Origin of the sequence: Streptomyces sp. NPDC002232, from assembly GCF_042890295.1 — a bacterium.
Taxonomy (GTDB): domain Bacteria; phylum Actinomycetota; class Actinomycetes; order Streptomycetales; family Streptomycetaceae; genus Streptomyces.
In genome coordinates, this window is the sequence record NZ_JBIARV010000006.1 from 49,161 (window position 1) to 72,483 (window position 23,323).

At 72.2% G+C, this 23,323-nt stretch carries 23 protein-coding genes; 10 read left to right on the forward strand and 13 right to left on the reverse strand.

The window, feature by feature from the left end; translation table 11 throughout:
• Positions 1-15 precede the first annotated feature (15 nt).
• A complete protein-coding gene (locus ACFYXU_RS28420) occupies positions 16-1,158 on the forward strand; it encodes an NADH-quinone oxidoreductase subunit D (RefSeq protein ID WP_329854674.1) in 1,143 nt (380 codons plus the stop codon).
• Between the two features lie 36 nt (positions 1,159-1,194).
• On the opposite strand, the gene ACFYXU_RS28425 is transcribed toward ACFYXU_RS28420, so the two are convergent.
• The 5 genes from ACFYXU_RS28425 to ACFYXU_RS28445 form a co-directional block, all read right to left on the reverse strand.
• The gene (locus ACFYXU_RS28425; protein ID WP_389407668.1) at positions 1,195-1,683 is read right to left on the reverse strand and encodes a GNAT family N-acetyltransferase; all 489 of its coding nucleotides are present in this window, start codon (positions 1,681-1,683) and stop codon (positions 1,195-1,197) included.
• Positions 1,680-2,750 carry a hypothetical protein gene (locus ACFYXU_RS28430; protein WP_389407669.1) on the reverse strand — a complete coding sequence of 357 codons (1,071 nt, stop codon included), beginning with the start codon at positions 2,748-2,750 and terminating at the stop codon, positions 1,680-1,682. Before ACFYXU_RS28430 ends, ACFYXU_RS28425 begins: the two co-directional genes overlap by 4 nt.
• 130 nt (positions 2,751-2,880) lie before the next feature.
• Positions 2,881-3,876, reverse strand: a complete 996-nt coding sequence (locus tag ACFYXU_RS28435; protein ID WP_376509830.1) for an ABC transporter substrate-binding protein — start codon at positions 3,874-3,876, stop codon at positions 2,881-2,883.
• A 4-nt stretch (positions 3,877-3,880) separates the two neighbouring features.
• Complete coding sequence (locus ACFYXU_RS28440) at positions 3,881-4,555, reverse strand: ABC transporter permease (RefSeq protein WP_376509832.1); 675 nt, start codon at positions 4,553-4,555, stop codon at positions 3,881-3,883.
• A 1-nt stretch (position 4,556) separates the two neighbouring features.
• Positions 4,557-5,243, reverse strand: coding sequence for an ABC transporter permease (locus tag ACFYXU_RS28445; RefSeq protein ID WP_389460607.1), 687 nt, complete (start codon positions 5,241-5,243; stop codon positions 4,557-4,559).
• Between the two features lie 143 nt (positions 5,244-5,386).
• On the opposite strand from ACFYXU_RS28445, the gene ACFYXU_RS28450 reads away from it, so the two are divergent.
• A complete protein-coding gene (locus ACFYXU_RS28450; protein WP_389460609.1) occupies positions 5,387-6,358 on the forward strand; it encodes an ABC transporter ATP-binding protein in 972 nt (323 codons plus the stop codon).
• 115 nt (positions 6,359-6,473) lie between these two features.
• On the opposite strand, the gene ACFYXU_RS28455 is transcribed toward ACFYXU_RS28450, so the two are convergent.
• Positions 6,474-7,586, reverse strand: coding sequence for an alpha/beta hydrolase (locus ACFYXU_RS28455; protein ID WP_376509835.1), 1,113 nt, complete (start codon positions 7,584-7,586; stop codon positions 6,474-6,476).
• A gap of 165 nt (positions 7,587-7,751) precedes the next feature.
• On the opposite strand from ACFYXU_RS28455, the gene ACFYXU_RS28460 reads away from it, so the two are divergent.
• From ACFYXU_RS28460 to ACFYXU_RS28485, 6 genes are all read left to right on the forward strand, one after another.
• Positions 7,752-9,599, forward strand: a complete 1,848-nt coding sequence (locus ACFYXU_RS28460; RefSeq protein ID WP_376509837.1) for a phosphatidylglycerol lysyltransferase domain-containing protein — start codon at positions 7,752-7,754, stop codon at positions 9,597-9,599.
• A gap of 28 nt (positions 9,600-9,627) precedes the next feature.
• Positions 9,628-10,488, forward strand: a complete 861-nt coding sequence (folP, locus tag ACFYXU_RS28465) for a dihydropteroate synthase (protein WP_389460612.1) — start codon at positions 9,628-9,630, stop codon at positions 10,486-10,488.
• Positions 10,485-10,973 carry a nuclear transport factor 2 family protein gene (locus tag ACFYXU_RS28470; RefSeq protein WP_389407672.1) on the forward strand — a complete coding sequence of 163 codons (489 nt, stop codon included), beginning with the start codon at positions 10,485-10,487 and terminating at the stop codon, positions 10,971-10,973. The genes folP and ACFYXU_RS28470 overlap by 4 nt, the downstream gene beginning before the upstream one ends.
• 121 nt (positions 10,974-11,094) lie before the next feature.
• Positions 11,095-11,454 carry a dihydroneopterin aldolase gene (gene folB / locus ACFYXU_RS28475; RefSeq protein ID WP_376509840.1) on the forward strand — a complete coding sequence of 120 codons (360 nt, stop codon included), beginning with the start codon at positions 11,095-11,097 and terminating at the stop codon, positions 11,452-11,454.
• Complete coding sequence (folK, locus tag ACFYXU_RS28480; protein ID WP_329854689.1) at positions 11,451-12,050, forward strand: 2-amino-4-hydroxy-6-hydroxymethyldihydropteridine diphosphokinase; 600 nt, start codon at positions 11,451-11,453, stop codon at positions 12,048-12,050. The genes folB and folK overlap by 4 nt, the downstream gene beginning before the upstream one ends.
• Positions 12,051-12,099: 49 nt before the next feature.
• Positions 12,100-12,579, forward strand: a complete 480-nt coding sequence (locus ACFYXU_RS28485; RefSeq protein WP_329854690.1) for a DUF3180 domain-containing protein — start codon at positions 12,100-12,102, stop codon at positions 12,577-12,579.
• 6 nt (positions 12,580-12,585) lie between these two features.
• Here the strand turns inward: ACFYXU_RS28485 and ACFYXU_RS28490 are convergent, their stop codons facing one another.
• From ACFYXU_RS28490 to dacB, 7 genes are all read right to left on the reverse strand, one after another.
• On the reverse strand, positions 12,586-13,578 hold the full coding sequence (locus ACFYXU_RS28490) for a hypothetical protein (RefSeq protein ID WP_389407673.1): 993 nt from the start codon (positions 13,576-13,578) through the stop codon (positions 12,586-12,588).
• A 66-nt stretch (positions 13,579-13,644) separates the two neighbouring features.
• The gene (gene folE / locus ACFYXU_RS28495) at positions 13,645-14,253 is read right to left on the reverse strand and encodes a GTP cyclohydrolase I FolE (protein WP_389407674.1); all 609 of its coding nucleotides are present in this window, start codon (positions 14,251-14,253) and stop codon (positions 13,645-13,647) included.
• A gap of 97 nt (positions 14,254-14,350) precedes the next feature.
• Complete coding sequence (gene ftsH / locus ACFYXU_RS28500) at positions 14,351-16,369, reverse strand: ATP-dependent zinc metalloprotease FtsH (RefSeq protein WP_329854692.1); 2,019 nt, start codon at positions 16,367-16,369, stop codon at positions 14,351-14,353.
• 171 nt (positions 16,370-16,540) lie between these two features.
• Positions 16,541-17,080 (reverse strand): hypoxanthine phosphoribosyltransferase, encoded by a 540-nt coding sequence (gene hpt, locus ACFYXU_RS28505; protein ID WP_030219931.1) that lies wholly within the window; start codon positions 17,078-17,080, stop codon positions 16,541-16,543.
• A 41-nt stretch (positions 17,081-17,121) separates the two neighbouring features.
• A complete protein-coding gene (tilS, locus tag ACFYXU_RS28510) occupies positions 17,122-18,120 on the reverse strand; it encodes a tRNA lysidine(34) synthetase TilS (RefSeq protein ID WP_361405586.1) in 999 nt (332 codons plus the stop codon).
• A 208-nt stretch (positions 18,121-18,328) separates the two neighbouring features.
• A complete protein-coding gene (locus ACFYXU_RS28515) occupies positions 18,329-19,477 on the reverse strand; it encodes a zinc-dependent metalloprotease (RefSeq protein WP_376509845.1) in 1,149 nt (382 codons plus the stop codon).
• 59 nt (positions 19,478-19,536) lie between these two features.
• Positions 19,537-20,958, reverse strand: a complete 1,422-nt coding sequence (gene dacB, locus ACFYXU_RS28520; RefSeq protein ID WP_376509847.1) for a D-alanyl-D-alanine carboxypeptidase/D-alanyl-D-alanine-endopeptidase — start codon at positions 20,956-20,958, stop codon at positions 19,537-19,539.
• Between the two features lie 102 nt (positions 20,959-21,060).
• On the opposite strand from dacB, the gene ACFYXU_RS28525 reads away from it, so the two are divergent.
• Positions 21,061-21,552: an inorganic diphosphatase gene (locus ACFYXU_RS28525; protein WP_024758444.1), complete on the forward strand. Its 492-nt coding sequence runs from the start codon at positions 21,061-21,063 to the stop codon at positions 21,550-21,552.
• A gap of 114 nt (positions 21,553-21,666) precedes the next feature.
• Positions 21,667-23,319 (forward strand): threonine/serine exporter family protein, encoded by a 1,653-nt coding sequence (locus ACFYXU_RS28530; protein ID WP_329854698.1) that lies wholly within the window; start codon positions 21,667-21,669, stop codon positions 23,317-23,319.
• Positions 23,320-23,323: the final 4 nt, after the last annotated feature.

The window sequence follows — 23,323 nt, forward strand, 5'->3', positions numbered from 1 at the left end:
GGGGATACTGGCCGCATGACGGAGACGACGGTCGGCATCGGCGGCGCGGCGGAGAGCACCGACATGGTGCTGAACATCGGGCCGCAGCATCCCTCGACCCACGGCGTGCTCCGGCTCCGGCTCGTGCTCGACGGGGAGGTCGTCCGGCAGGCCGAGCCGGTGATCGGCTACATGCACCGGGGCGCCGAGAAGCTCTTCGAGGCGCGGGACTACCGGCAGATCATCATGCTGGCCAACCGCCACGACTGGCTGTCCGCCTTCTCCAACGAGCTCGGCGTCGTCATGGCGGTCGAGCGGATGCTCGGCATGGAGGTCCCGGAGCGGGCCGTGTGGACGCGGACGCTCCTCGCCGAGCTGAACCGGGTCCTGAACCATCTGATGTTCCTCGGCTCGTACCCCCTGGAGCTGGGCGGGATCACCCCCGTCTTCCACGCCTTCCGGGAGCGCGAGGAGCTCCAGGCCGTGATGGAGGAGGTCTCCGGCGGCCGGATGCACTACATGTTCAACCGGGTCGGCGGCCTCAAGGAGGACCTGCCGGCCGGCTGGCTGGGGCGGGCGCGGCAGGCCGTCGCGGACGTGCGGTCGCGGATGGACGTGTACGACCGGCTCGTCCTCGGGAACGAGATCTTCCGGGGCCGTACGCGCGGGGTCGGCGTCCTGAGCCCGCGGGCCGTCCACGCCTACGGGGTGTCCGGGCCGATCGCCCGCGCCTCGGGCGTCGACTTCGACCTGCGCCGCGACGAGCCGTACCTGGCGTACGGCGAGCTCCAGGACACCCTGCGGGTCGCCGTGCGGCAGGAGGGCGACTGCCTCGCCCGCTTCGAGTGCCTGCTGGACCAGACCCACAACGCGCTGGACCTGGCGGACGCCTGCCTGGACCGGATGGCCGACCTGCCGCCCGGCCCGATCAACCAGCGGCTTCCGAAGGTGCTCAAGGCGCCGGAGGGCCACACGTACGCCTGGACCGAGAACCCGCTCGGCGTGAACGGCTACTACCTGGTGTCGAAGGGCGAGAAGACCCCCTACCGGCTGAAGCTGCGCTCGGCGTCGTTCAACAACATCCAGGCGCTGGTGGAGCTGCTGCCCGGGACGCTCGTCGCCGACATGGTGGCGATCCTGGGCTCGCTCTTCTTCGTCGTCGGCGACATCGACAAGTAGCCGTCCGCCGGGGGCCGCGGGGCGCCGGGTCCGGTGTCAGCGCTCCCGGCGCATCACGACGTACGCGCGCCGCTCCGCGCCGGGCCGCCGCCGGTCGGCGACGGTCCAGCCCCAGGCCGTGTACCGGTCCGTCAGCGCCGGGACGTCGAGGGTCATGAGCAGGGCCGGTCCGGGCACCGCGGCCCCGAGCAGCGCGTCGTGGAGCCGGCGGCCGAGCCCGCGTCCCTGGTGGCCGGGGGCGACGACGAGTTCGGCGAGCTCGAAGGCGCGGGCGTCCCCGGTGAGGACGGTGTCGCTCCAGCCGGCGGAGAACCCGAGGAGGGCGTCCTCGGCGTCGAGCGCGGCCACGGCGGTGAAGTCGTCCCGCCCGGCGGCCGAACCGAGCAGCCGGTCCACGGTCCGTACGGCACCGAGCGGCGGCTCGTGCCAGGGCTCGCCGCAGAAGGCCTGGGCGCACAGGGCGAGGAGCTCGTCGCGGCGGGCGGCGAGCTCCTCGGCCCCGAGCGGGGCCAGGCGGTACGTCACGAGTTGACCGCGCCGCGCAGTTCCGCCACGTCCAGCTGCTCGGTCTCGTCGTGCGCGGTCAGGTCGATGACCTGGCCGATCGCCCGGGGCGGGGCGGTGACGTGCGGGGCGAGGGGCGGGGCGACCGGCGTGAGCAGCGGGGTCCCGGAGGCGAGGGCCTCTTCGAGGACCTCCTCGCCGACGACGTCGGCGAGGTCGCTGTTCTGCACGGCCTCGATGACCTCCGCCGCCTTCTGCGTACCGAAGAAGTCGAAGCCGCCCTCGGGGCGCGGGACGGGCCTGCGGGCGGCGTACGGGGCGATCGCGGCGGCGGCCGGAACCGCCGGCAGGGCGGTGGCCCCGGCCGGTGCGGCGGGCGGGAGCGCGGGGGCGGCGGCGGCCGTCCGGGTGTGCTGCTCGGTTCCGGCGGCCGCCGCGTGCTTCCCCTGCGGCTCCTCCGTCTCCCGGGCGCGCTCGGCGAGGTCGCGGGCGCGGGCCGCCTCGGCCGTGCGGCGGGCCTGCTGGGCCGCGGCGTTGCGCGGGAGGTCGCGGAGCGCCTGGGCGGCGCGGCGGAAGGCCTCCGGGGTGGGCGTGGAACCGGCGGCCGGCAGCGCCTTGGTGCCGTCCGGGCCACCCGTCTCCAGGGCGAGGACGCGGCGGCCCTCCAGGGCGCTGGCCCGCTCGGTCTCCGCGGTGGCGTACCGGCGGAGGAGGTCGGCGTGCTCGCCGCGCAGCCCGGCGAGCTCCACGCGCTTGGCGCGGAGCTTGGCGTCGAGGCGGACGCGCAGCGCGCGGGACTCCTCCAGGTCGGACTCCAGCTCGGCGGTCCGCTCCTCGGCCTTCCACTGGTCGGCGGTGCGCGCCCGGTCGAGCTCGGCGACCTTGAGGCCGGCGCTCCGGTCCCAACTGCGCATGAGGACGGCGCCGGTGACGGCGGCTGCGGCCGCCGCGGCCGCGAGCAGCCGCGCGATCACCGGGTCGCCGGGCAGCCAGGCGGCCGCGGCGCACACGACCGCGGCGCCGGCGACCGCGGAGGGCGGCAGCAGCTTGTGCAGAGGCGGGGAATGGCGGTGGCGTCCACGTGGCATGGCCTGAAATTTACCGTGCGTAGGCGCCACGTGGGGCGTCGGCCCGGCAATCTCTTGGCCACTTCTCGCCACCAGAAGTGGATATCTCCGGTTCCGGTTCCGTTTCGGGCCGACTCCCCTCCCCCGTCGACTACTTCTTGAGCAGCCCCTTCGTCTCCAGATACGCCTTGGCGACGTCCTCCGGCTTCGCCCGCTCGGCGTCCACCTTGCGGTTGAGTTCGGCGAGATCCGCTGTCGTCAGCACCTTGGTGATCTTGTCCAGGGCGGCGGCTATCTCCGGGGCGCCGGCGTCCTTGGCGTTGAGCACGGGCAGAACGTTGTCCGCGTTCTGCAGCTTCTTGTCGTCGGCGAGGAAGACCAGGCCGTAGCTGTCGATCGTGGCGTCCGTGGTGGTCGTCAGGACCAGCTGGTCCACCCCGTCCTTGACGGCCTGCTTGGCCTGCGGCGTGCCGACGCCCTTGGGGTCGATCCCGGCCACGTCGATGCCGTACGTCTTCTTCAGACCGGGCGCGCAGAAGGGCCGCACCGCGCATTCGTCACCGGCGGCGATCTTCACCTTCAGCTTCGCGCGGCCGAGATCGGAAAGGTTCGTCAGCTTGTTCTTCTCGGCGAATTCCTTCGTCACCGCGAACGCGTTCTGATCGACGGCCTCTCCGGCCGCGAGGACCTTCAGGCCGCGCGGTTCGGCGAGCTTCCGCAGCGCCTCGACCGTGGCCGTGGCGTCGCCCGAGGCGACCGGCTTGTCCTCGGGCGCCTTCGGGCCGTTCACCTTCGCGTTGAGGAATTCCGCGATCGTCGCCGCGTATTCCGGGACGATGTCGATCTCGCCCTTCTCCAGCGAGGGTTCGTACAGCTCGCGATTCTTCACCGTGGTGATGGACACCGCGTACCCCTCGGCCCGCAGCGACTGCGCGTACAGCTCGGCGAGGACCTTGGCCTCGGTGAACGCGGCCGCGCCGACCACCAGGGAGCCCTTCTCCCCGCCGGCGGAGCCGGAGCCCCCGGAGTCCTTCTTCTTGCCTTCCTCCAGGCTGTCACCGCCGCACGCGGCGAGGGCGACGGTCAGCGCCGCCGTACCCACCAGCGCGCCCGCGATACGCGAGACCCTGTTCACGAGATCACCCATCCAGTCAGTGTTCGACAAGTCGTCTGTGTCGGTCGAAGAGGCGGTCCGCGGCCACCAGGACGCCCTCCACCAGGAGGGCGAGCAGCGCCACGAGCACGGCGCCCGCGACGACCTGCGCGGTGTCGTACGTGGCGAAACCGGCCGTGATGATCCGGCCGAGACCGCCCTGCCCGACCATCGCGGCGACGGTCGCGGTGGCGACCACCTGCACCGCGGCCGAGCGGATCCCGGTCATCACCACCGGGCGGGCCAGCGGCAGTTCCACCCGCAGGAACACCTGGCCGCCCGTCATCCCCATGCCCCGCGCGGCCCGCACCGCGGCCCGGTCGACCTCCCGCACCCCCACGTAGGCGTTGGTGAGGAGCGGGGGTATCGCGAAGAGCACCAGGGCGACCACCGTCGGCGCGTAGCCGGCGTTCCGCAGGGGGGACACCATGAACAGGCCCAGCACCGCGAAGACGGGGATCGCCCGCCCCACGTTGGACACGTTCACCGCGAGCGCGCCGCCCCGGCCGAGGTGGCCGAGCCACAGGCCCAGCGGCAGCGCGAGCGCCGCGGCGACGAGGAGCGCGGCCCCGCTCACGTACACGTGCTCGGTGAGCCGCCGCCCGATGCCCTCCTCGCCCGTCCAGTGCGCGCCGGTGGTGAGCCAGCCCCAGGCGTCCGTCACGATGCCCATCTCACCCACCTCCCGGCGCGGTCCGTATCCGGGTCCACGGCGTCAGCAGCCGCTGGAGGCCCAGGAGCAGCAGGTCGGCGGTGACGGCGAGCAGCACGCACAGCACCGAGGCGGCGAGCATCTGCGCCTTGAAGAAGGTCGGCAGCGCGTCCTCGATGAGATTGCCCAGGCCCCCTCGGCCGACGACGGAGCCGACCGTCGTCAGCGCGATCGTGGAGACCGTCGCCATCCTCACGCCGGCCATCAGCACCGGCAGCGCCAGCGGGAGCTCGACCTGCCACAGCATCCGCAGCGAGCCGTACCCCATGCCCCGGGCCGCCTCCCGCGTCTCGGCGGGCACGGCGGCGAGCCCCGCCAGCGTGTTCCGCACGAGGATCGTCAGGGCGTAGAGCACGAGGCCGGTCACGACGAGCGCGGCCGACAGCCCGAAGAGGGGCAGCAGCAGCGAGAACATCGCGAGCGACGGCACCGTGTAGAGCAGGGTGGTCAGGCCGAGGACCGGGCCGGCGAACCGCGGCCTGGCCCGCACCAGGAGCGCGAGCGGGACCGCGACGGCCAGCGCGATCAGTACGGACACGACCGTGATTCCCACATGCTGGAGCAGCGCGTCCGTCAACTCCGTGCGCCGCGTGCGCAGGTACTCGCCGCAGATCCAGTCGTTCGCGACCAGACAGTTCGGTGCGCTCATCGTCCCTCCCCCCGTGTCGTCCGCCCTCCCGAACGCTTGTGTGACGACCCTAACCCGCACCACCGACAATCCCCGAGACCCGCCACAATGCGGCAACACGCCCTTCACACACCCCCGACGCCCAGGGGACAGAATGGGGAACCATGATCCGGTTCGAGCACGTGACCAAGCGGTACGACGACGGCACCACGGCCGTCGACGACCTCTCCTTCGAGGTCGCCGAGGGTGAGCTCGTGACCCTGGTCGGCCCGTCCGGCTGCGGCAAGACGACCACGATGATGATGGTCAACCGGCTCGTCGAGCCGACCTCGGGCCGCGTCCTCGTCGACGGCGAGGACATCGCCGGCGTCAACCCGGTCGCCCTGCGCCGCAAGATCGGCTACGTCATCCAGCAGGTCGGGCTCTTCCCCCACCGCACGGTCCTCGACAACACCGCGACCGTCCCCGCCCTCCTCGGCTGGAAGAAGGCCGCCGCACGCGCGCGTGCCGCCGAACTCCTCGACCTCGTCGGCCTCGACCCGGCCGTCCACGGCCCGCGCTACCCCGCCCAGCTCTCCGGCGGACAGCGCCAGCGCGTCGGCGTCGCGCGCGCCCTCGCCGCCGACCCGCCCGTGCTCCTCATGGACGAGCCCTTCGGCGCCGTCGACCCGGTCGTCCGCGAGCGCCTTCAGAACGAGTTCCTCGCCCTCCAGGCCACCGTCCGCAAGACCGTCCTCCTCGTCACCCACGACATCGAGGAGGCCGTCCGCATGGGCGACCGCATGGCCGTCTACGGGCAGGGCCGCATCGAACAGTTCGACACGCCCGCCACCGTCCTCGGCGCCCCCGCCACCCCGTACGTCGCGGACTTCGTCGGCAACGACCGGGGCCTCAAGCGGCTCGCGGTCACCCCCGTCACCGCGTCCGACCTCGACCCGTGGGCGAAGGACGCCGGAGCGGCCGCGGACGGCGCCCCCGCCCCCGTACCCCTGGGGACCTCCCTCAAGGACGCCCTCGCGGTGCTCCTCCAGCACGACACGGGCCGTCTCACCGTCACCGACGCCGACGGCCGGCCCGTCGGCGTCCTCACCCCGGAGGGCGTCCACCGCGCCCTGCGCCGGGCGTCGGCGGAGTGAGACAGAGGCGGGCCGGGTCCGCCCGGGCGGCGGTCAGCCGGGGCCGGGCCTCCCCGGTGGCCGAGGCGGCCGTCAGCCGGAGCCGGGCGGCCCTCGCCGGAGGGCGGGGCGGCCGTCAGTTCGCGCTGAGCTTCCCGCCGATCCAGACCAGGCCCGGCGCGAGCTCCCTGTTCCACGTGTTGAAGTTGTGGCCGCCGCTGTCCAGCACGATCGACGAGACCTCCGCCGGGCTCTTCACCTTCCCGATGAACTGCCGCGTGCCCTTCAGGTTCCCCTCGCCCCGCTTCGACGAGGTCACCAGGAACGACGTGCTGCCCTGCCGCCCGTGGTCCAGGCTCCACAGCAGGTCGCCCCGCCGGCGCAGCGCCTCGTCCCCGTGGAACAGGTCCCCCGTGGTGACGTCCTCCGCCGCCTTGTAGTACGCGGAGAAGCCCGCGCCCGCCGCGAAGCGGTCCGGGTGGTGGAGGGCGATCTTCAGCGCGCAGTAGCCACCCGTCGAGTTCCCCATGAAGCCCCAGTTCCGCGGCTTCGTCCCCACCCGGTACATCCCCGAGACGGCCTTCGGCAGGTCCTGGGCGAAGAACGTCTCCGTCTGCGGGCCCCCCGGCACGTCCACGCACTCCGTGTCCCGCGGCGGCGCCACCGTCGGGCGCAGCATCACCAGGATCATCGGCTGCATCCGCCCCTCCTTCGCCTGGAGGTACGCCGCCTTCGGATAGTTCAGCCCCTTGAGCAGGTTCTCCGCGGTCCCCGGATACCCGGTGAGCACCACGGCCGCCGGGAACCTCCGCTGCGCGTACCTCGGCTGGAAGTACTCCGGAGGCAGGTACACGTACGCCGGCGAGGCGATCCCGGACCGCTCCCCCGACACCACGACCTTCTGGATCTGTCCCCCGACCGAGGGGCGTCCGCCGCCCGGCACGTCGAGCGTCTGCGTCCCCACCACCCGCACGTCCTTCGAGCCGGCCGCGTGGTCGACGACCACCCCCATCTCCTGCTCCTGGCCGAGCAGGTCGGCCCAGGAGCCGTAGAACAGGAACGACCGGTTCGCCGCGAGGCCCACCGCCGCGAACAGCGCCACCTGGGTCACGAGCAGCAGCCCCACCCGGCCCACGACCGGCCGCCAGCCCCGCCGGGCGAGCCTCGGCCACATCCAGACCGTGGCCAGGAACAGCGCCACGGCCAGCGCCACGGCCGACACGAGGACTTTGTCACTGGTGAGACCCATGAGACGACCGAGCCTTCTTTCCGAGATTTTCCTGGGGACGAATGAACCCGGCCCCGTACGCCGCCGTCATAGAAGGCGCACCAGCCGGAACGGCCCGCCGAACGCGCCGCAGGACCCGACCGGAGTCAAAGACCCTGCGCAGGACCACGGGAAGTACGGGAAGCCATGTCTGTCACGGTAGATGGGGACAAATCGGGATTGGTTCCGATTCGGGTGCGGCGGATTCTCCGCGGCCCCCGCCCCGAGAACGTCCCGGCCCTCGTCGGCACGGCCGCCACCCTCATCGGCCTCATCGACATCGCCGCGGGGGTCTTCCCCCGCTTCCGCGTCAGCCGCATGCACGCCGTCGCCGAAGTCCTCCCCGGCACCCTCGGCCCCCTCTCCGCCGCCCTCTCCCTGAGCGCCGGCGTCCTCCTGCTGCTCCTCGCCCACGGCCTCAAGCGGCACAAGCGCCGGGCCTGGCGCGCCGCCGTCGTCCTGCTGCCCCTCGGCGCCGCCGCCCAGTTCGTCTGGCGCCACTCCCTCCTCGGCGCCCTCCTCTCCCTCGTACTCCTCACCCTCCTCGTACGCCACCGGGGTGAGTTCGCCGCCCTGCCCGACCCCCGCAGCCGCTGGCGCGCCCTCGCCAACTTCGTCGTCATGGGCGCCGGATCCATCGCCCTCGGCCTCGTCATCGTCAGCGCCCACCCCCGCCGCGTCATCGGCAGCCCCAGCCTCACCGACCGCCTCGAACACGTCCTGTACGGACTCTTCGGCGTCGAAGGCCCCGTCGCCTACACCCGGGGCGTCGACTGGACCGTCGGCTACTCCCTGGGCGCCCTCGGCATGCTCACCGCCCTCACCACCATCTACCTGGCCTTCCGCCCCGAGCACCCCGCCGCCCGCCTCACCGACGACGACGAGACCCGGCTGCGCGCCCTCCTCGACCAGCACGGCGGCCGCGACTCCCTCGGCCACTTCGCACTCCGCCGCGACAAGGGCGTCGTCTTCTCCCCCAGCGGCAAGGCCGCCGTCTGCTACCGCGTGGTCTCCGGCGTCATGCTCGCCAGCGGCGACCCCATCGGCGACGTCGAGGCCTGGCCCGGCGCCATCGAACGCTTCATGGACGAGGCCAAGGCCCACTCCTGGACCCCCGCCGTCATGGGCTGCTCCGAGACCGGCGGCCAGGTCTGGACCCGCGAGACCGGCCTCGACGCCCTCGAACTCGGCGACGAGGCGGTGGTCGACGTCGCGGATTTCTCCCTCGCCGGCCGCGCCATGCGCAACGTCCGCCAGATGGTGAAACGGATCGAACGCAACGGCTACACCACCCAGGTCCGCCGGGTCCGTGACCTCGACGACGAGGAACTCGAACGCGTCCGCCGCGCCGCCGCCGACTGGCGCGGCACCGACACCGAACGCGGCTTCTCCATGGCCCTCGGCCGCATCGGCGCCCCCGGCGACGGCGACGCCGTCATAGCGACCGCCCACAAGACCGACGAGGCCGACGCCGGGGACTCCCCCTACGGCGACCTCAAGGCGATCATCCACTTCGTGCCCTGGGGCCCCGACGGCATGTCCCTGGAACTCATGCGCCGCGACCGCTCCGCCGACCCCGGCATGAACGAGCTCCTCATCGTCGCCGCCCTCCAGGCCTCCCCCGGCCTCGGCATCGAACGCGTGTCCCTCAACTTCGCGATGTTCCGCGCCGCCCTCGCCCGCGGCGAGAAGATCGGCGCGGGACCCGTCCTGCGCATCTGGCGCGGCCTCCTCGTCTTCCTCTCCCGCTGGTTCCAGATCGAGTCCCTCTACAAGTTCAACGCCAAGTTCCGGCCCCGCTGGGAGCCCCGCTTCGTCGTCTACCGCAAGAGCCGCGACCTCCCCCGCATCGGCTTCGCCGCCATGCAGGCCGAAGGCTTCGTGAACCTCTCGCTGCCCCGCCCCTTCACCCGCAGGCGCCCCACCCCCGCGCCCCGCCCCTGCGCCCACATCGTCACCTCCCCGGCGACCGACCGCGAGGTCCGCGCGGCCTGACCCCGCCCCCGGGCCCTACGCTGGAGACATGCGTACGACGATCGACCGGGGCACGGCCCGGGGCCTGCCGGAGTGGGACCGCTGCGCGGTCATGGGCGTGGTCAACGTGACCCCCGACTCCTTCTCCGACGGCGGCCGCTGGTTCGACACCACGGCCGCCGTCAAACACGGCCTCGACCTGGTCGCCCAGGGCGCCGACCTCGTCGACGTCGGCGGCGAGTCCACCCGGCCCGGCGCCTCCCGCGTCGACGAGGAGGAGGAGCTCCGCCGCGTCGTCCCCGTCGTCCGGGGCCTCGCCGCCGAAGGCGTCACCGTCTCCGTCGACACCATGCGGGCCGGCGTCGCCGTCCGGGCCGTCGAGGCCGGCGCCGTCCTCGTCAACGACGTCAGCGGCGGCCTCGCCGACCCCGGCATGGTCCCCGCCGTCGCCGCCGCCGAGGTCCCCTTCGTCGTCATGCACTGGCGCGGCTTCAGCGCCGACATGAACAGCCTCGCCGTGTACGACGACGTCGTCGGCGAGGTCGTCACCGAGCTCCGCACCCGTCTGGAGGCCGTCGTCGACGGCGGCGTCGCCCCCGAGCGGATCGTCATCGACCCCGGCCTCGGCTTCGCCAAACTCGCCCCCCACGACCTGGCGCTCGTCGCGCACCTCCCCGAGCTCCGCGCCCTCGGCCGCCCCCTCCTCGTCGCCGCGTCCCGCAAGCGGTTCCTCGGCCACGTCCTCACCCGCGAGGGCGCCGCCCCGCCGCCCGCCCGCGAACGCGACGCCGCCACCGCCGCCGTCTCCGCCCTCGCCGCCCACGCGGGCGCGTGGGCCGTCCGCGTCCACGAGGTGCGGGCCACCGCCGACGCCGTACGCGTCGCCCGGGCCGTCGAGGGAGCCAGGTGAGCCGCACGGACCGCGCCGCCGACGAGGCCGCCGTGGAAGCCGCCAACACGGCCTTCTACGAGGCCATGGAGACCGGCGACTTCGAGCGCCTCTCCACGCTCTGGCTCGACGACGGAGCCACCCCCATCACCTGCGTCCACCCCGGCTGGCCCGTCCTCACCGGCCGCGGCGAGGTCCTCCGCTCGTACGCCCTCATCATGGCGAACACGGACTACATCCAGTTCTTCCTCACCGACCTCAAGGTCTCCCTCGCCGGCGACACCGCGCTCGTCACCTGCACCGAGAACATCCTCAGCGGCGGCCCCGCCGAGGACGGCGCCGAACTCGGCCCCCTCGTGGGCCAGCTCGTCGTCGCCACCAATGTGTTCCGCCGCACACCCGCGGGCTGGCGCGTCTGGTCCCACCACGCCTCCCCGGTGCTGGGCGACACGGAGGAGACGGGCGGCCCCGAGGACGGCCCCGAGGCTTCGAATCCACCCGCCTGACGCGCCCCCGACCCCCCAAGGGCAAGCGCTGTCGGCCCCCGCAGGTAGATTCGAAGTGGACACCCGGCCGTCCGCACCCGGCTGCGTGGCCACCCGAACTACGACAGCAGGAGTGATTCGCGTGGATCGTGTCGCGCTGCGCGGCCTCAAGGCCCGGGGCCACCACGGCGTCTTCCCCAAGGAGCGCGAGGAGGGCCAGACCTTCATCGTGGACCTGGTCCTCGGCCTGGACACCCGCCCGGCGGCCGCCGAGGACGACCTCACGAAGACCGTCCACTACGGGATCGTCGCCGAAGAGGTCGTGGACGTCGTCCAGGGCGAGCCCGTCGACCTCATCGAGACCCTCGCCGAGCGCATCGCCCAGCAATGCCTCGGCCACGCCGGGGTACAAGAAGTGGAGGTCGTCGTGCACAAGCCGGACGCCCCCATCACCGTGCCCTTCGACGACGTGACCATCACGATCACCCGGAGCCGACGATGAAGCCGACCCAGAGCGATCCCACCGTCCAGCCCGTGCCCGCGTCCGTCGTCGCGACCGTCGACGCCGCCGACACGACGCTCTCCAACCCCCGCTGGGCCGTCCTCGCCCTCGGCGCGAACCTCGGCAACCGCCTGGAGACCCTCCAGGGCGCCGTGGACGCCCTCGGCGACACCCCCGGCCTCCGGGTCAAAGCCGTCTCCCCGGTCTACGAGACAGCCCCCTGGGGCGTCGACCCCGGCAGCCAGCCCTCCTACCTGAACGCCGTCGCGCTCGTGAAGACGACGCTGCCGCCCTCCTCCCTCCTGGAGCGGGCCCACGCCGTCGAGGAGGCCTTCCACCGCGTCCGCGAGGAGCACTGGGGCCCCCGCACGATCGACGTCGACATCGTCTCGTACGCCGACGTGGTCTCCGAGGACCCCGTCCTCACCCTCCCGCACCCGCGGGCCCACCAGCGCGCCTTCGTCCTCGCCCCGTGGCACGACGTCGACCCCGAGGCCCTCATCCCCGGCCGCGGCCCGGTGGCCGAGCTCCTCGCCGGCCTCGGCCACGAAGGCGTCACTCCCCGTGCCGACCTGGAACTCCGGCTCCCGGAGTAGTCGTTACGCTCGTGCCAGACCGCCCCAGCGACGACACGAAGGACATCCGGTGAAACAACTGCGGCTGAAGGTGCTCACCGGACTGTTCCTCGTGGCCGGCATCCTCTCGTGGGGTGCCGCCCGGCTCTGGGACGCGGTCGGCACCCTCCCCAGCGTGCCGATCGCCGCGCCGATCGTCCTCGCCGTGATCGCCGTCGTCCTCACCGCGACCGCGCTCTCCCTCCGCGCCCGCCTCAGGGCCCAGCGCGAGCGCCGCCCCGGCGCCAAGGGCGTCGAGCCCCTGATGGCGGCCCGCGCGGTGGTCTTCGGCCAGGCGAGCGCCCTGGTGGCCGCCCTCGTCGCCGGCATGTACGGCGGCACGGGCGTCTTCCTGCTCGGCTCCCTCGACATCCCCGCCCGCCGCGACCAGGCCCTCTACGCGGCCCTCTCGGTCGTGGCGGGCATCGCCGTCATCGCCGCCGCGCTCTTCCTGGAGCGCGTGTGCAAGCTCCCCGAGGACGACGAAAAGAACCAGGCCCCGGCCGCCTAGAAGGCGTCACCGGGGCCCACGTGCGAGGTGCCCGTTCACCAGGAAGGTGGGGTACGGGGCCAGCCGGTAGCCGTAGAAGGTGAAGGGCTTGGCCCCGAGAGCGGGCCGGGCCCGGACCTCGTGGACCCGGGCCCAGGAGGACTCGGGCGGTTCGAGGGGATGGTGCTCGGGGGCGAAGGTGCCACGGTCGGCCCAGCGGTCCGATACGTAGAGCTGCGAGGTCAGCCCTCGCTTCGCCGGAGTGAAGCGCGCACCGATGATCTGTGCCATCTCGATGAGAAACGGCACGTTGGCGCTCGCGATCATCCGCCCCCATCCGTGCTTGATCGTGAAACCGTCACCTTCGATGTATCCGTCGAGAAAGCCTTCGAAGGTGTCGATGTCCCGCAGGACCACACGGGGGAAGCGGTGCCGCATGTGGTGGGCATCGCCACCCACGTAGTGCCGCAGTGCGTCGGAGAGGTACGAGGAGACCACTCGCACCCGGAAGCCGGGCAGATCCCGCTTCAGATAGCCCGACGGCCTGGATACCGCCTCCACACGTGCGGGGACCCCCGCACAGGCCGTCAGCGCGGTCGCGTACCGGGCAGCGAAGCCCCCGTCGTTCACGACCAGGGACACATAGTTCTTGCCGACCGTACCGTCCGCGCACGTGGCCCCGACGAAGTAGCCGAACTCGTACCCCGGCCTGATCGTCAACCGCTCCCGGCACAGCTTCCTCGCGTGGGTCCAGGCGATCACCGTCCCCGCCGCGTCCGCCGCGCGGGTCCAGCCGTCCGGTGTGAGCAGGAGCAGGTCCGGGCCGGCGGTGAAGGTCATGTGGTCCGTGACCACGTCGACGGCCTGCCGCCCCTTCACCGCCGTCACGTCCACGACCGTGGTCTGCACCGTCCGGTCGCCGTCCAGTGTCCACATCGCGCTGCCCGGCACCACGTTCTTGGCCTGCGCGCAGCCGCCCACCAGGTTGACCAGCATCTTGCTGGTCGGCCCGTACCCCATACCGCCCCCTTGATCCGCGAGGAAGTCCGCTGATCAAGGACGCTAGGGAGCAAGGCGGGCAGTTCGCTACGAACGGGCCAGAATCAGGGACATGGCCTCGGCTCGCGTAGTAGCGTCACGAAGTTGCCCACGTACCGCCGAGGTGGTCGTCTTCGCGCCCGGCTTGCGGACTCCGCGCAGCGCCATGCACATGTGCTCGGCCTCGATGACGACGATCGCGCCACGGGCATCGAGGATCCGCATCAGCGAGTCGGCGATCTGCGTCGTGAGGCGCTCCTGGACCTGCGGGCGGCGAGCGAAGACGTCGACCAGCCGGGCCAGCTTCGACAAGCCCGTGATCTTGCCCGATTCGGCAGGTATGTAGCCGATGTGAGCTACGCCGTGGAAGGGGAGCAAGTGATGTTCGCAGGTCGCCGTCAGCTCGATGTCCTTCACCAGGACCATCTCGTCGTGCCCCAGGTCGAACGTCGTCGTCAGGACGTCCTCGGGCTTCTGCCACAGACCCGCGAACAGCTCCTTGTACGCCCGGGCCACCCGCGCGGGCGTCTCTTGCAGCCCCTCGCGGTCCGGGTCCTCGCCGACCGCGATGAGGAGCTCCCGCACGGCGTTCTCGGCGCGCTTCTCGTCGAACTCGCCGATCCTGCCCTCACCGTCCAGCGTCACCGGGTCGGTCATCTCTGCCTCGTTCCGTCTGTGCTCGATACGCGAAAAGCCGCGCCCCCACAGGCTAGAACCTGTGAGGGCGCGGCATCCATTCCGGGCCCCGGGGCCGTCAGTCCTCGGGGTTGTCCACCGGGGCGATGTCGATGCCCTTGGTGGTGTCCACGGCCGGGGTCGCCGAGCCGTTCGCGCTGTTCGTCAGGGCGAGCTCCTTGGGGGAGAGCACCGGCGGACGCGTGGACGGGGTGCGGCGGCTGGAGCCGGTCCAGGCCGGGCGGGCCGGCCGCTTGACGATGGGGGCGAAGATCTCGGCGATCTCCTCCTTGCCCAGCGTCTCCTTCTCCAGCAGGGCGAGGACCAGGTTGTCGAGGAGGTCCCGGTTCTCGACGAGAATCTCCCACGCCTCGTTGTGCGCGGTCTCGATGAGCTTCTTGACCTCTTCGTCGACCAGCGCCGCGACCTCTTCCGAGTAGTCGCGCTGGTGCGCCATCTCACGGCCGAGGAAGGGCTCGGTGTTGTCGCCGCCGAACTTGATGGCGCCGAGCCGCTCGGTCATGCCGTACTGCGTGACCATCGCGCGGGCCGTACTGGTGGCCTTCTCGATGTCGTTCGCGGCGCCCGTGGTCGGGTCGTGGAAGACGAGCTCCTCGGCCGCGCGCCCGCCCAGCATGTACGCCAGCTGGTCGAGCATCTCGTTGCGCGTGGTCGAGTACTTGTCCTCCTCCGGGAGCACCATCGTGTAGCCCAGGGCGCGGCCCCGGGACAGGATGGTGATCTTGTGGACGGGGTCGGCGTTGGGCGAGGCCGCCGCGACCAGGGCGTGGCCGCCCTCGTGGTACGCGGTGATCTTCTTCTCCTTGTCCGACATGATCCGGGTCCGCTTCTGCGGGCCCGCGACCACTCGGTCGATCGCCTCGTCCAGAGCCTTGTTGTCGATCAGCTTCTGGTCGCTGCGGGCGGTGAGGAGCGCCGCCTCGTTGAGGACGTTGGAGAGGTCCGCGCCGGTGAAGCCGGGGGTGCGACGGGCGACGGCGCCGAGGTCGACGTCCGGGGCGACCGGCTTGCCCTTCTGGTGGACCTTGAGGATCTCCAGGCGGCCCTGCATGTCCGGCCGGTCGACGGCGATCTGCCGGTCGAAGCGGCCGGGGCGCAGGAGCGCCGGGTCGAGGATGTCGGGGCGGTTGGTCGCCGCGATCAGGATGACGCCGCCCTTGACGTCGAAGCCGTCCATCTCGACGAGGAGCTGGTTGAGGGTCTGCTCGCGCTCGTCGTGACCGCCGCCGAGGCCGGCGCCGCGGTGGCGTCCGACGGCGTCGATCTCGTCGACGAAGACGATGGCCGGGGCGTTGGCCTTGGCCTGCTCGAAGAGGTCGCGGACCCGGGAGGCGCCGACGCCGACGAACATCTCGACGAAGTCGGAGCCGGAGATCGAGTAGAACGGCACGCCGGCCTCGCCGGCGACGGCGCGCGCGAGGAGCGTCTTGCCGGTTCCGGGCGGGCCGTAGAGCAGGACACCCTTGGGGATCTTGGCGCCGACCGCCTGGAACTTCGCGGGCTCCTGGAGGAACTCCTTGATCTCGTGGAGTTCCTCGACGGCCTCGTCCGAGCCGGCGACGTCGGCGAACGTGGTCTTCGGCGTGTCCTTGGTGATGAGCTTGGCCTTGGACTTGCCGAACTGCATGACGCGGGAGCCGCCGCCCTGCATCTGGTTCATCAGGAAGAGGAAGACGACCACGATGAGGACGAAGGGGAGGAGCGAGAGCAGGATCGAGACGAAGGGGGACTGCTTCGTCGGGGAGACGGTGTAGCCCTTCTCGATCTGTCCGGCCTCGAACTTCTCCTGGAGCTTGTCGGCGAGGTCCGCGCCCTGGGTGCCGATGTAGCTGGCCTGGACCTTGTCGCTCTTGTTGATCTTCTGACCGTCGGCGAGATCGATCTTGATGATCTGCTCGTCACCGGTGGTGAGCTTTGCCTGCTTGACCTGGTTCTTGTCGATCGCCTGGACGACCTGGCCGGTGTCCACCGTCTTGTAGCCCTCGGACGAGCCGACGACCTGCATCAGCACGACCACGGCGAGGACGGCCAGCACGATCCACATGACCGGCCCACGGAAGTATCGCTTCACGTCCATCCATACGGAGCGAGTACGCCCCGTCCCTCCTGCCCGTAGGAAAATGCTGCTGTGAGAGCTGCTGTATGAAAAAGCTGTTCTTCGGACGGTACCTCAGCATCGTCGCCCGCGACCGCCTTCCCGTGGTTCAACGGAGGGAAGGCGGCACGGGTTCCCCGTGAGGACGAGGTCTCAGCCGCCGTAGACGTGCGGAGCGAGCGTGCCGACGAACGGAAGGTTCCGGTACTTCTCCGCGTAGTCGAGGCCGTAGCCGACGACGAACTCGTTGGGGATGTCGAAGCCGATCCACTTGACGTCGATGGCGACCTTCGCGGCCTCCGGCTTGCGCAGGAGGGTGCACACCTCGAGGGAGGCGGGCTCGCGGGAGCCGAGGTTCGACAGCAGCCACGACAGGGTCAGGCCGGAGTCGATGATGTCCTCGACGATCAGGACGTGCTTGCCCTTGATGTCGGTGTCGAGGTCCTTGAGGATCCTGACGACGCCCGAGGACTGGGTGCCGGCGCCGTAGGAGGAGACGGCCATCCAGTCCATGGTGACGGGGGTGGAAAGGGCGCGAGCCAGATCCGCCATCACCATCACCGCGCCCTTGAGGACGCCGACGATGAGCAGGTCCTTGCCCGCGTATTCCGCGTCGATCTTCGCGGCCAGCTCTGCCAGCTTGGCGTCGATCTCTTCCTTGGTGATGAGCACCGACTGGAGGTCGGTGCCCATGTCCTTCTCGTTCACCCGGGTCACTTTCGTTGCAGCGTGCGTCAGCCTTGCCGGATGACCAGTCTGCCACCCTGCCGACGCGCTTCGACGCGTCCGGGCAGGTTGATGGCCCCCTGGCCGCGCCAGCCGGTGATGAGCCGGTCGACTTCCTCGATGTGCCGGGCGAAGAGCGAGCCGGCGGGGGCGCCCTCGGCGATGACGGCGCGCCGCAGGACGCGGCGGCGTACGGCGGGGGGCAGCCCGAAGAGCTTGGCGCACTCGAGGACGCCCGTCTCGTCCCGTACCGATGTCTCCGCGTCGGCGGCCCAGGTGTCGAGGGCGTCGGCGTCGTCGCGGGAGAGCTGGGCCGTTCGGGCGAGGGCTTCGACGACGCCCTTGCCGAGGGCCTTCTCCAGGGCCGGGAGGCCCTCGTGGCGGAGCCGGGAGCGGGTGTAGGCGGGGTCGCTGTTGTGCGGGTCGTCCCAGACGGCGAGTTCCTGCGCGATACAGGCCTTGCGGACGGTCTGGCGGTCGAGCTGGAGGAACGGGCGCCGGTAGCGGCGGGAGGTGCCGGAGACGGCGGCCATGCCGGAGAGCGAGCGGATGCCGGAGCCGCGGGCGAGCCCGAGGAGGACGGTCTCGGCCTGGTCGTCCCGGGTGTGGCCGAGCAGGATCGCGGCGGCGCCGTGGCGCTCGGCGGCGGCGTCCAGGGCGGCGTACCGGGCGTCGCGGGCGGCGGCCTCGGGGCCTCCTTCGCGGCCGACGGTGACCGTGACGGACTCGACGGGGGTGAGGCCGAGGGCGGTCATGCGGTCGGCGACCTCGGCGGCCCGGGTGTCGGAGCCGTCCTGGAGGCCGTGGTCGACGGTGACGCCGCCGGCGCGCACGGGAAGTTTGCGGGCCTCGAAGGCGAGGGCGGAGGCGAGCGCCATGGAGTCGGCGCCTCCGGAGCAGGCGACGAGCACCAGCGGTGCGTCGCCGGTGGTGTGTTCGGTGATGACGTCGTGGAGTACGCGGCGGACCGCCAGGCGTATCGCCGCGACCGCAGGATGGGGACCCATGTCCGGTGCCCTTCGTGATGGGGGTGGGGTGCCTCGGTCGGAGTCTTAACGGTCGGAATGGGGGGTTCGGTCACTCAGAGTGCGTCGATGGTGACAGAAACCCGGCCGTTACCCGAGCATTGCACGCCTCACCCCATGCCAAGGGTCCCTCGGATGGGTGATTGGCGAGGTCTTCTCACGTGTTCGTGTGCCGTGTGCCGCACCTGTCTCAGGAGTCTGCCTTACGGTGCACCCTCGCGATCCAGTCGGCGGGTGCGGCGATCTCGGACTTGGTGGGGAGCGTGTTGGGCGAGGTCCAGACGCGGTTGAAGCCGTCCATGCCGACCTGGTCGACGACGGCGCGGACGAAGCGCTCCCCGTCGCGGTACTGGCGGAGCTTGGCGTCGAGGCCGAGGAGCCTGCGCAGGGCCAGGTCGAGGCGGGAGGCGCCGCGTGCGCGGCGGGCCTGGAACTTCTCGCGGATCTCGGCGACGGAGGGGACGACCTGGGGTCCGACGCCGTCCATGACGTAGTCGGCGTGGCCTTCGAGGAGCGACATGACGGCGGTGAGGCGGCCGAGGATCTCGCGCTGTTCGGGCGTCTGGACGAGCTCGACGAGGGACGGGGACGGTTCGCCCTCCTCGCCCTCGGGGCGGCCGCCGGTGAGGGCCTGGGCGGCTTCGCGGAGGCGCTCGACGACGGTTCCGGGGTCGACGTCGGTGGCCGCGAGGAACGACTGGATTTCGCCCTGGAGATGGTCACGTAGCCAGGGGACGGCGGTGAACTGGGTGCGGTGGGTCTCCTCGTGGAGGCAGACCCAGAGGCGGAAGTCGTGGGGGGAGACCTCGAGTTCGCGTTCGACGTGGACGATGTTGGGGGCGACGAGGAGCAGGCGTCCACCGCCGTGCGCCCCTGCGGGGAGGTCGCGGCCGGCGGGCGCGAAGGTCTCGTACTGGCCGAGGATGCGGGAGGCGAGGAAGGACAGCAGCATCCCGAGCTCGACGCCGGTGACCTTGCCGCCGACGGCGCCGAGGACGCCGCTGCCGGGAGTGGTGGAGCGGCGCTCCTGCATCTTGCCGAGGAGCGGGGTGAGCAGCTCGCGGAAGCCGGCGACGTTGGCCTTGATCCAGCCGGCGCGGTCGACGACGAGGACGGGCGTGTCGGCGATGCCGCCGGGGTCGGTGCCCTCGGGGAACATCCGGGTGTAGGCGCGGACGTGTTCCTCGGAGGCCTTGGCGTGCCTGCGGAGTTCGGCGACGACCTCGCGGGCCTCGTCGCGGCTGACTTCGGGTCCGGGCCGCACGAGGCGGGTCGCGGTCGCGACCGCGAGGTTCCAGTCGACCATCCCGGATGTGCCTGCGCCACCGATGCTCGTCATGCGTCAACCGTACGGGCTCGGCGCCTGTTCGGTGAGGGTTCGACGGGGGGCGTGTGCGGTCACTTCCGGCCCGCGAGGGCGGCGGAGAGCCGGTCGAGGGCGGGCTGCGCCTCCGCCGCGGAGGCGGTGCGGCCGGCGAGGAACGCGAAGGCGAGGAGGCGTCCGTCGGCGGTGACGACGGTCCCGGCGAGCGTGTTGACGCCCGTGAGGGTGCCGGTCTTGGCGCGGACGAGCCCGGCTCCGGCGGTGGCGGGGTCGGTGTCGAAGCGGCCGGCGAGGGTGCCGGTGAAGCCGCCGACGGGCAGTCCGGTGAGCAGCGGGCGCAGGGCGGGGCGGGCGGGGTCGGCCGCGCGGGTGAGGAGTCCGGTGAGGAGGGCGGCGGAGACGCGGTCGCGGCGGTCGAGCCCGCTGCCGTCGGCGAAGCGGGCCCCGGCGACGGGGAGGCCGAGCCGGGTGAGTTCGTCGCGTACGGCCTTCTCGGCGCCCTGGAAGCTGGCGGGCTGTCTGCGGGCGAGGGCGGTCTGCCGGGCGAGGGCCTCGGCGAGGTCGTTGTCGCTGTTCGTGAGGGTCCGCTCCACGAGGTCGCCGAGGGGTGCGGAGTGGGTGACGGCGAGCGGGTCGGCGCGGGGGGTGCGGCCGGGGGCGGGGTCGCCGGTGATCCGGATCCCGGCCTCGGCGAGGAGGGCGGCGAAGGCCGTGGCGGTGTCGCGGGCGGGGTCGGCGGTGCGGGGGGCGGGGCCGCTGCGGCTGTCGTCGAGGCGGCCTTCGCGGGTCATGAGGGCGACGACGGGGGCGAGGTTCTCGTTGGGGCCGATGGGGTGGAGGGCCGGGCCCCGGTAGAGGCTCGTGTCGTAGGCGAGGCGTACGGAGGTGTGGCCGCGGGAGGCGAGGGCGCGGGCGGTGTCGGCGGCGAGGGCCTTCAGGCGGGCCGGGTCGAGCGTGGGGTCGCCGCCGCCGGTGAGGGTGACGGTCCTGCCGTCGGGGGCGGCGGTGACGGTGGTGGCGATGCGGTGTTCGGGGCCGAGGGCGGAGAGCGCGGCCGCGGTGATGGCGATCTTGACGGTGGAGGCGGGCGTCATGGGGGTCGCGGCGCCTTCGCCGTAGAGCTGCCGGCCGGTGGCGGTGTCCACGACGGAGGCGGTGCGCAGCGTGCCGAGGCCGGGGTCGGCGAGGAGCGGGACGAGGACGGGGGCGAGGTCGGCGGCCCGTCCGGCGGGGGCGGCGGGGGCGGTGGTGCCGGGGGCGCGCAGGGCGGTGAGGACGCCGGGGGCGCTGGGGGCGGGGGCGGGGCGGCGGGGCGCGGCGGGCGCCGGGGGCGGGGCGTGACGTGTGCCACCCGCCACCGGGGCGGCGGCGCGGGCCCGCTCGGCCGTACGCTGGCCTCCGTCCCACGGTCCGGCCGCGGTCGCCGCGACGGCGGCCAGGACGAGACCGAGGGCGGCGGAGCCCGCCGTGAGCTGCCACGTCCTCGGCTCCGGCATTGCTGACCAGCCCCTTTCGCGATCACACACGTGCGTGAGGGACACTTAATCACCGCGCGTCGTCGCGAGCATTCACTTGTGTTGATTCAGGAGGAGCCACCCGTGGAGTTCGACGTTCTCATCGAGATCCCGAAGGGATCGCGGAACAAGTACGAGGTCGACCACGAGACGGGTCGCATCCGTCTGGACCGTCGTCTCTTCACGTCGACGGCCTACCCGACCGACTACGGCTACGTCGAGAACACCCTCGGCGAGGACGGCGACCCGCTGGACGCGCTCGTCATCCTCGACGAGCCCACGTTCCCGGGCTGCCTGATCAAGTGCCGCGCCATCGGCATGTTCCGCATGACGGACGAGGCCGGCGGCGACGACAAGCTGCTGTGCGTCCCGGCGACGGACCCGCGCATGGAGCACCTGCGCGACATCCACCACGTGGCCGAGTTCGACCGCCTGGAGATCCAGCACTTCTTCGAGGTCTACAAGGACCTGGAGCCCGGCAAGTCCGTCGAGGGCGCCGACTGGGTCGGCCGCGCCGAGGCCGAGGAAGAGATCGAGAAGTCGTACGCGCGCGCCAAGGAGCAGGGCGGCCACTGAGCCCCTGATGCCGTGAGCGTGTGAAGGCGGTGCACCTCTTGGGGTGTGCCGCTTTCGCGTGTCCGGCGCACCTTCATACTGGAATCCAGGATTCCCCGGGGTGAGGCGGAGAGCGTGGTGGCGGAGCGGGACGACGGTGCTCCTGAGGACCGGAAGCCGCAGTCGGACGAGGCGCGGAGCGCGTTCGTCCCGCCGGCCGGGGTGGAGCAGCCGGCGCCGCCCGAGGAGGAGCACGCGACCTCCGAGTTCGCGCTGCCGTCGGGGCTGACGCCCGAGCCGCCGCAGGAGCCGGAGGGTTCCGCGTTCGCGCCGCCCGCCACGTACTCGGCGAAGAGTTCGCCGCCCGCGTTCACCCCGGCGTACGGGGTGCCGATGGTGCGGCTCCCGCGGGACGCGCCGTGGCAGGACCGGATGCGGACGATGCTGCGGCTGCCGGTGGGTGACCGGCCGGTGCCGGAGTCGCTGCGCAAGGAGGACGAGTCCGGGCCCTCGGTGCCGCGCGTGCTCGACCTGACCCTGCGTATCGGCGAGCTGCTGCTCGCGGGCGGTGAGGGCGCGGAGGACGTCGAGGCGGCGATGTTCGCGATCTGCCGCTCGTACGGTCTGGACCGGGTGGAGCCGACGGTCACGTTCACCCTGTTGGCGGTGACGTACCAGCCGTCGCTGGTGGACGACCCGATCACGGCGAACCGGACGGTGCGCCGCCGGGGCACGGACTACACGCGGCTCGCGGCCGTCTACCAGCTGCTCGCGGACATCAACGCGCAGGCGCACGAGGTGACTCCGGAGGAGGCGTACCGGCGGCTCGCGGAGATACGGCGCAACCGGCACCCGTATCCGGGGTGGGTCCTGACGGCGGCTGCGGGCGTCCTGGCGGGCGCGGCCTCGGTGCTGCTCGGCGGCGGTCTGACGGTGTTCTTCGTGGCGGCGCTCGGCGCGGTCCTCGGCGACCGTCTCGCGTGGCTGTTCGCCGGGCGCGGCATGCCGGAGTTCTACCAGTTCCTGGTGGCGGCGATGCCTCCGGCGGCGATGGGGGTGCTCCTGACGCTGCTGCACGCGGAGCTGCGTCCGTCGGCGGTGATCACCGGTGGCCTGTTCGCGCTGATCCCGGGGCGGGCGCTCGTCGCCGCGGTGCAGGACGGCCTGACCGGTTTCTACATCACGGCCTCGGCCCGGCTCCTGGAGGTCGCGTACTTCTTCGTCGCGATCGTGGTGGGCGTGCTGTCGGTGCTGTACATCGCGGTGCAGTTCGACGCGCAGCTGAATCCGGAGGGGGCGCTGCGGGCGGTGGAGCGGCCGGTGACGCAGATCCTGGCGTCGATGGTGCTCTGCGCGACCTTCGCGATCCTGCTCCAGCAGTCGCGGGCGACGGTGCTGTTCGCGACGCTGAACGGCGGGGTGGCGTGGGTGATCTACGCGTCGATCGCGGTGACCGCCGGGGGCTCGACGGTGATGGCGACGGCGGTGGCGGCCGGTCTGGTCGGGCTCTTCGGGCAGCTGATCGCCCGCTACGAGCACACCTCGTCGCTGCCGTACGTGACGGCGGCGATCGGGCCGCTGCTGCCGGGTTCGGCGACGTACTTCGGGGTGCTGGCGATCGCCCAGAACAATCTGGACCAGGGCTTCGCCTCGCTCGCGAAGGCGGCGGCGCTGGCCCTGGCGATCGCGATCGGCGTGAACCTGGGGAGCGAGCTGGCACGGCTCTTCATGCAGGCCCCGGGCGCGGCGGCGGCGCGGCGCGCGGCCAAGCGCACCCGAGGCTTCTAGGGCG

Bases quoted from the DNA above. Each gene is read 5' to 3' on its own strand.
- ACFYXU_RS28420 (WP_329854674.1), top strand. From the start codon at position 16: ATGACGGAGACGACGGTCGGCATCGGCGGCGCGGCGGAGAGCACCGAC.
- ACFYXU_RS28430 (WP_389407669.1), bottom strand. From the start codon at position 2,750: ATGCCACGTGGACGCCACCGCCATTCCCCGCCTCTGCACAAGCTGCTG.
- ACFYXU_RS28435 (WP_376509830.1), bottom strand. From the start codon at position 3,876: ATGGGTGATCTCGTGAACAGGGTCTCGCGTATCGCGGGCGCGCTGGTG.
- ACFYXU_RS28440 (WP_376509832.1), bottom strand. From the start codon at position 4,555: ATGGGCATCGTGACGGACGCCTGGGGCTGGCTCACCACCGGCGCGCAC.
- ACFYXU_RS28445 (WP_389460607.1), bottom strand. From the start codon at position 5,243: ATGAGCGCACCGAACTGTCTGGTCGCGAACGACTGGATCTGCGGCGAG.
- ACFYXU_RS28450 (WP_389460609.1), top strand. From the start codon at position 5,387: ATGATCCGGTTCGAGCACGTGACCAAGCGGTACGACGACGGCACCACG.
- ACFYXU_RS28455 (WP_376509835.1), bottom strand. From the start codon at position 7,586: ATGGGTCTCACCAGTGACAAAGTCCTCGTGTCGGCCGTGGCGCTGGCC.
- ACFYXU_RS28460 (WP_376509837.1), top strand. From the start codon at position 7,752: ATGTCTGTCACGGTAGATGGGGACAAATCGGGATTGGTTCCGATTCGG.
- folP (WP_389460612.1), top strand. From the start codon at position 9,628: ATGCGTACGACGATCGACCGGGGCACGGCCCGGGGCCTGCCGGAGTGG.
- folK (WP_329854689.1), top strand. From the start codon at position 11,451: ATGAAGCCGACCCAGAGCGATCCCACCGTCCAGCCCGTGCCCGCGTCC.
- ACFYXU_RS28490 (WP_389407673.1), bottom strand. From the start codon at position 13,578: ATGGGGTACGGGCCGACCAGCAAGATGCTGGTCAACCTGGTGGGCGGC.
- folE (WP_389407674.1), bottom strand. From the start codon at position 14,253: ATGACCGACCCGGTGACGCTGGACGGTGAGGGCAGGATCGGCGAGTTC.
- ftsH (WP_329854692.1), bottom strand. From the start codon at position 16,369: ATGGACGTGAAGCGATACTTCCGTGGGCCGGTCATGTGGATCGTGCTG.
- hpt (WP_030219931.1), bottom strand. From the start codon at position 17,080: ATGGGCACCGACCTCCAGTCGGTGCTCATCACCAAGGAAGAGATCGAC.
- tilS (WP_361405586.1), bottom strand. From the start codon at position 18,120: ATGGGTCCCCATCCTGCGGTCGCGGCGATACGCCTGGCGGTCCGCCGC.
- ACFYXU_RS28515 (WP_376509845.1), bottom strand. From the start codon at position 19,477: ATGACGAGCATCGGTGGCGCAGGCACATCCGGGATGGTCGACTGGAAC.
- dacB (WP_376509847.1), bottom strand. From the start codon at position 20,958: ATGCCGGAGCCGAGGACGTGGCAGCTCACGGCGGGCTCCGCCGCCCTC.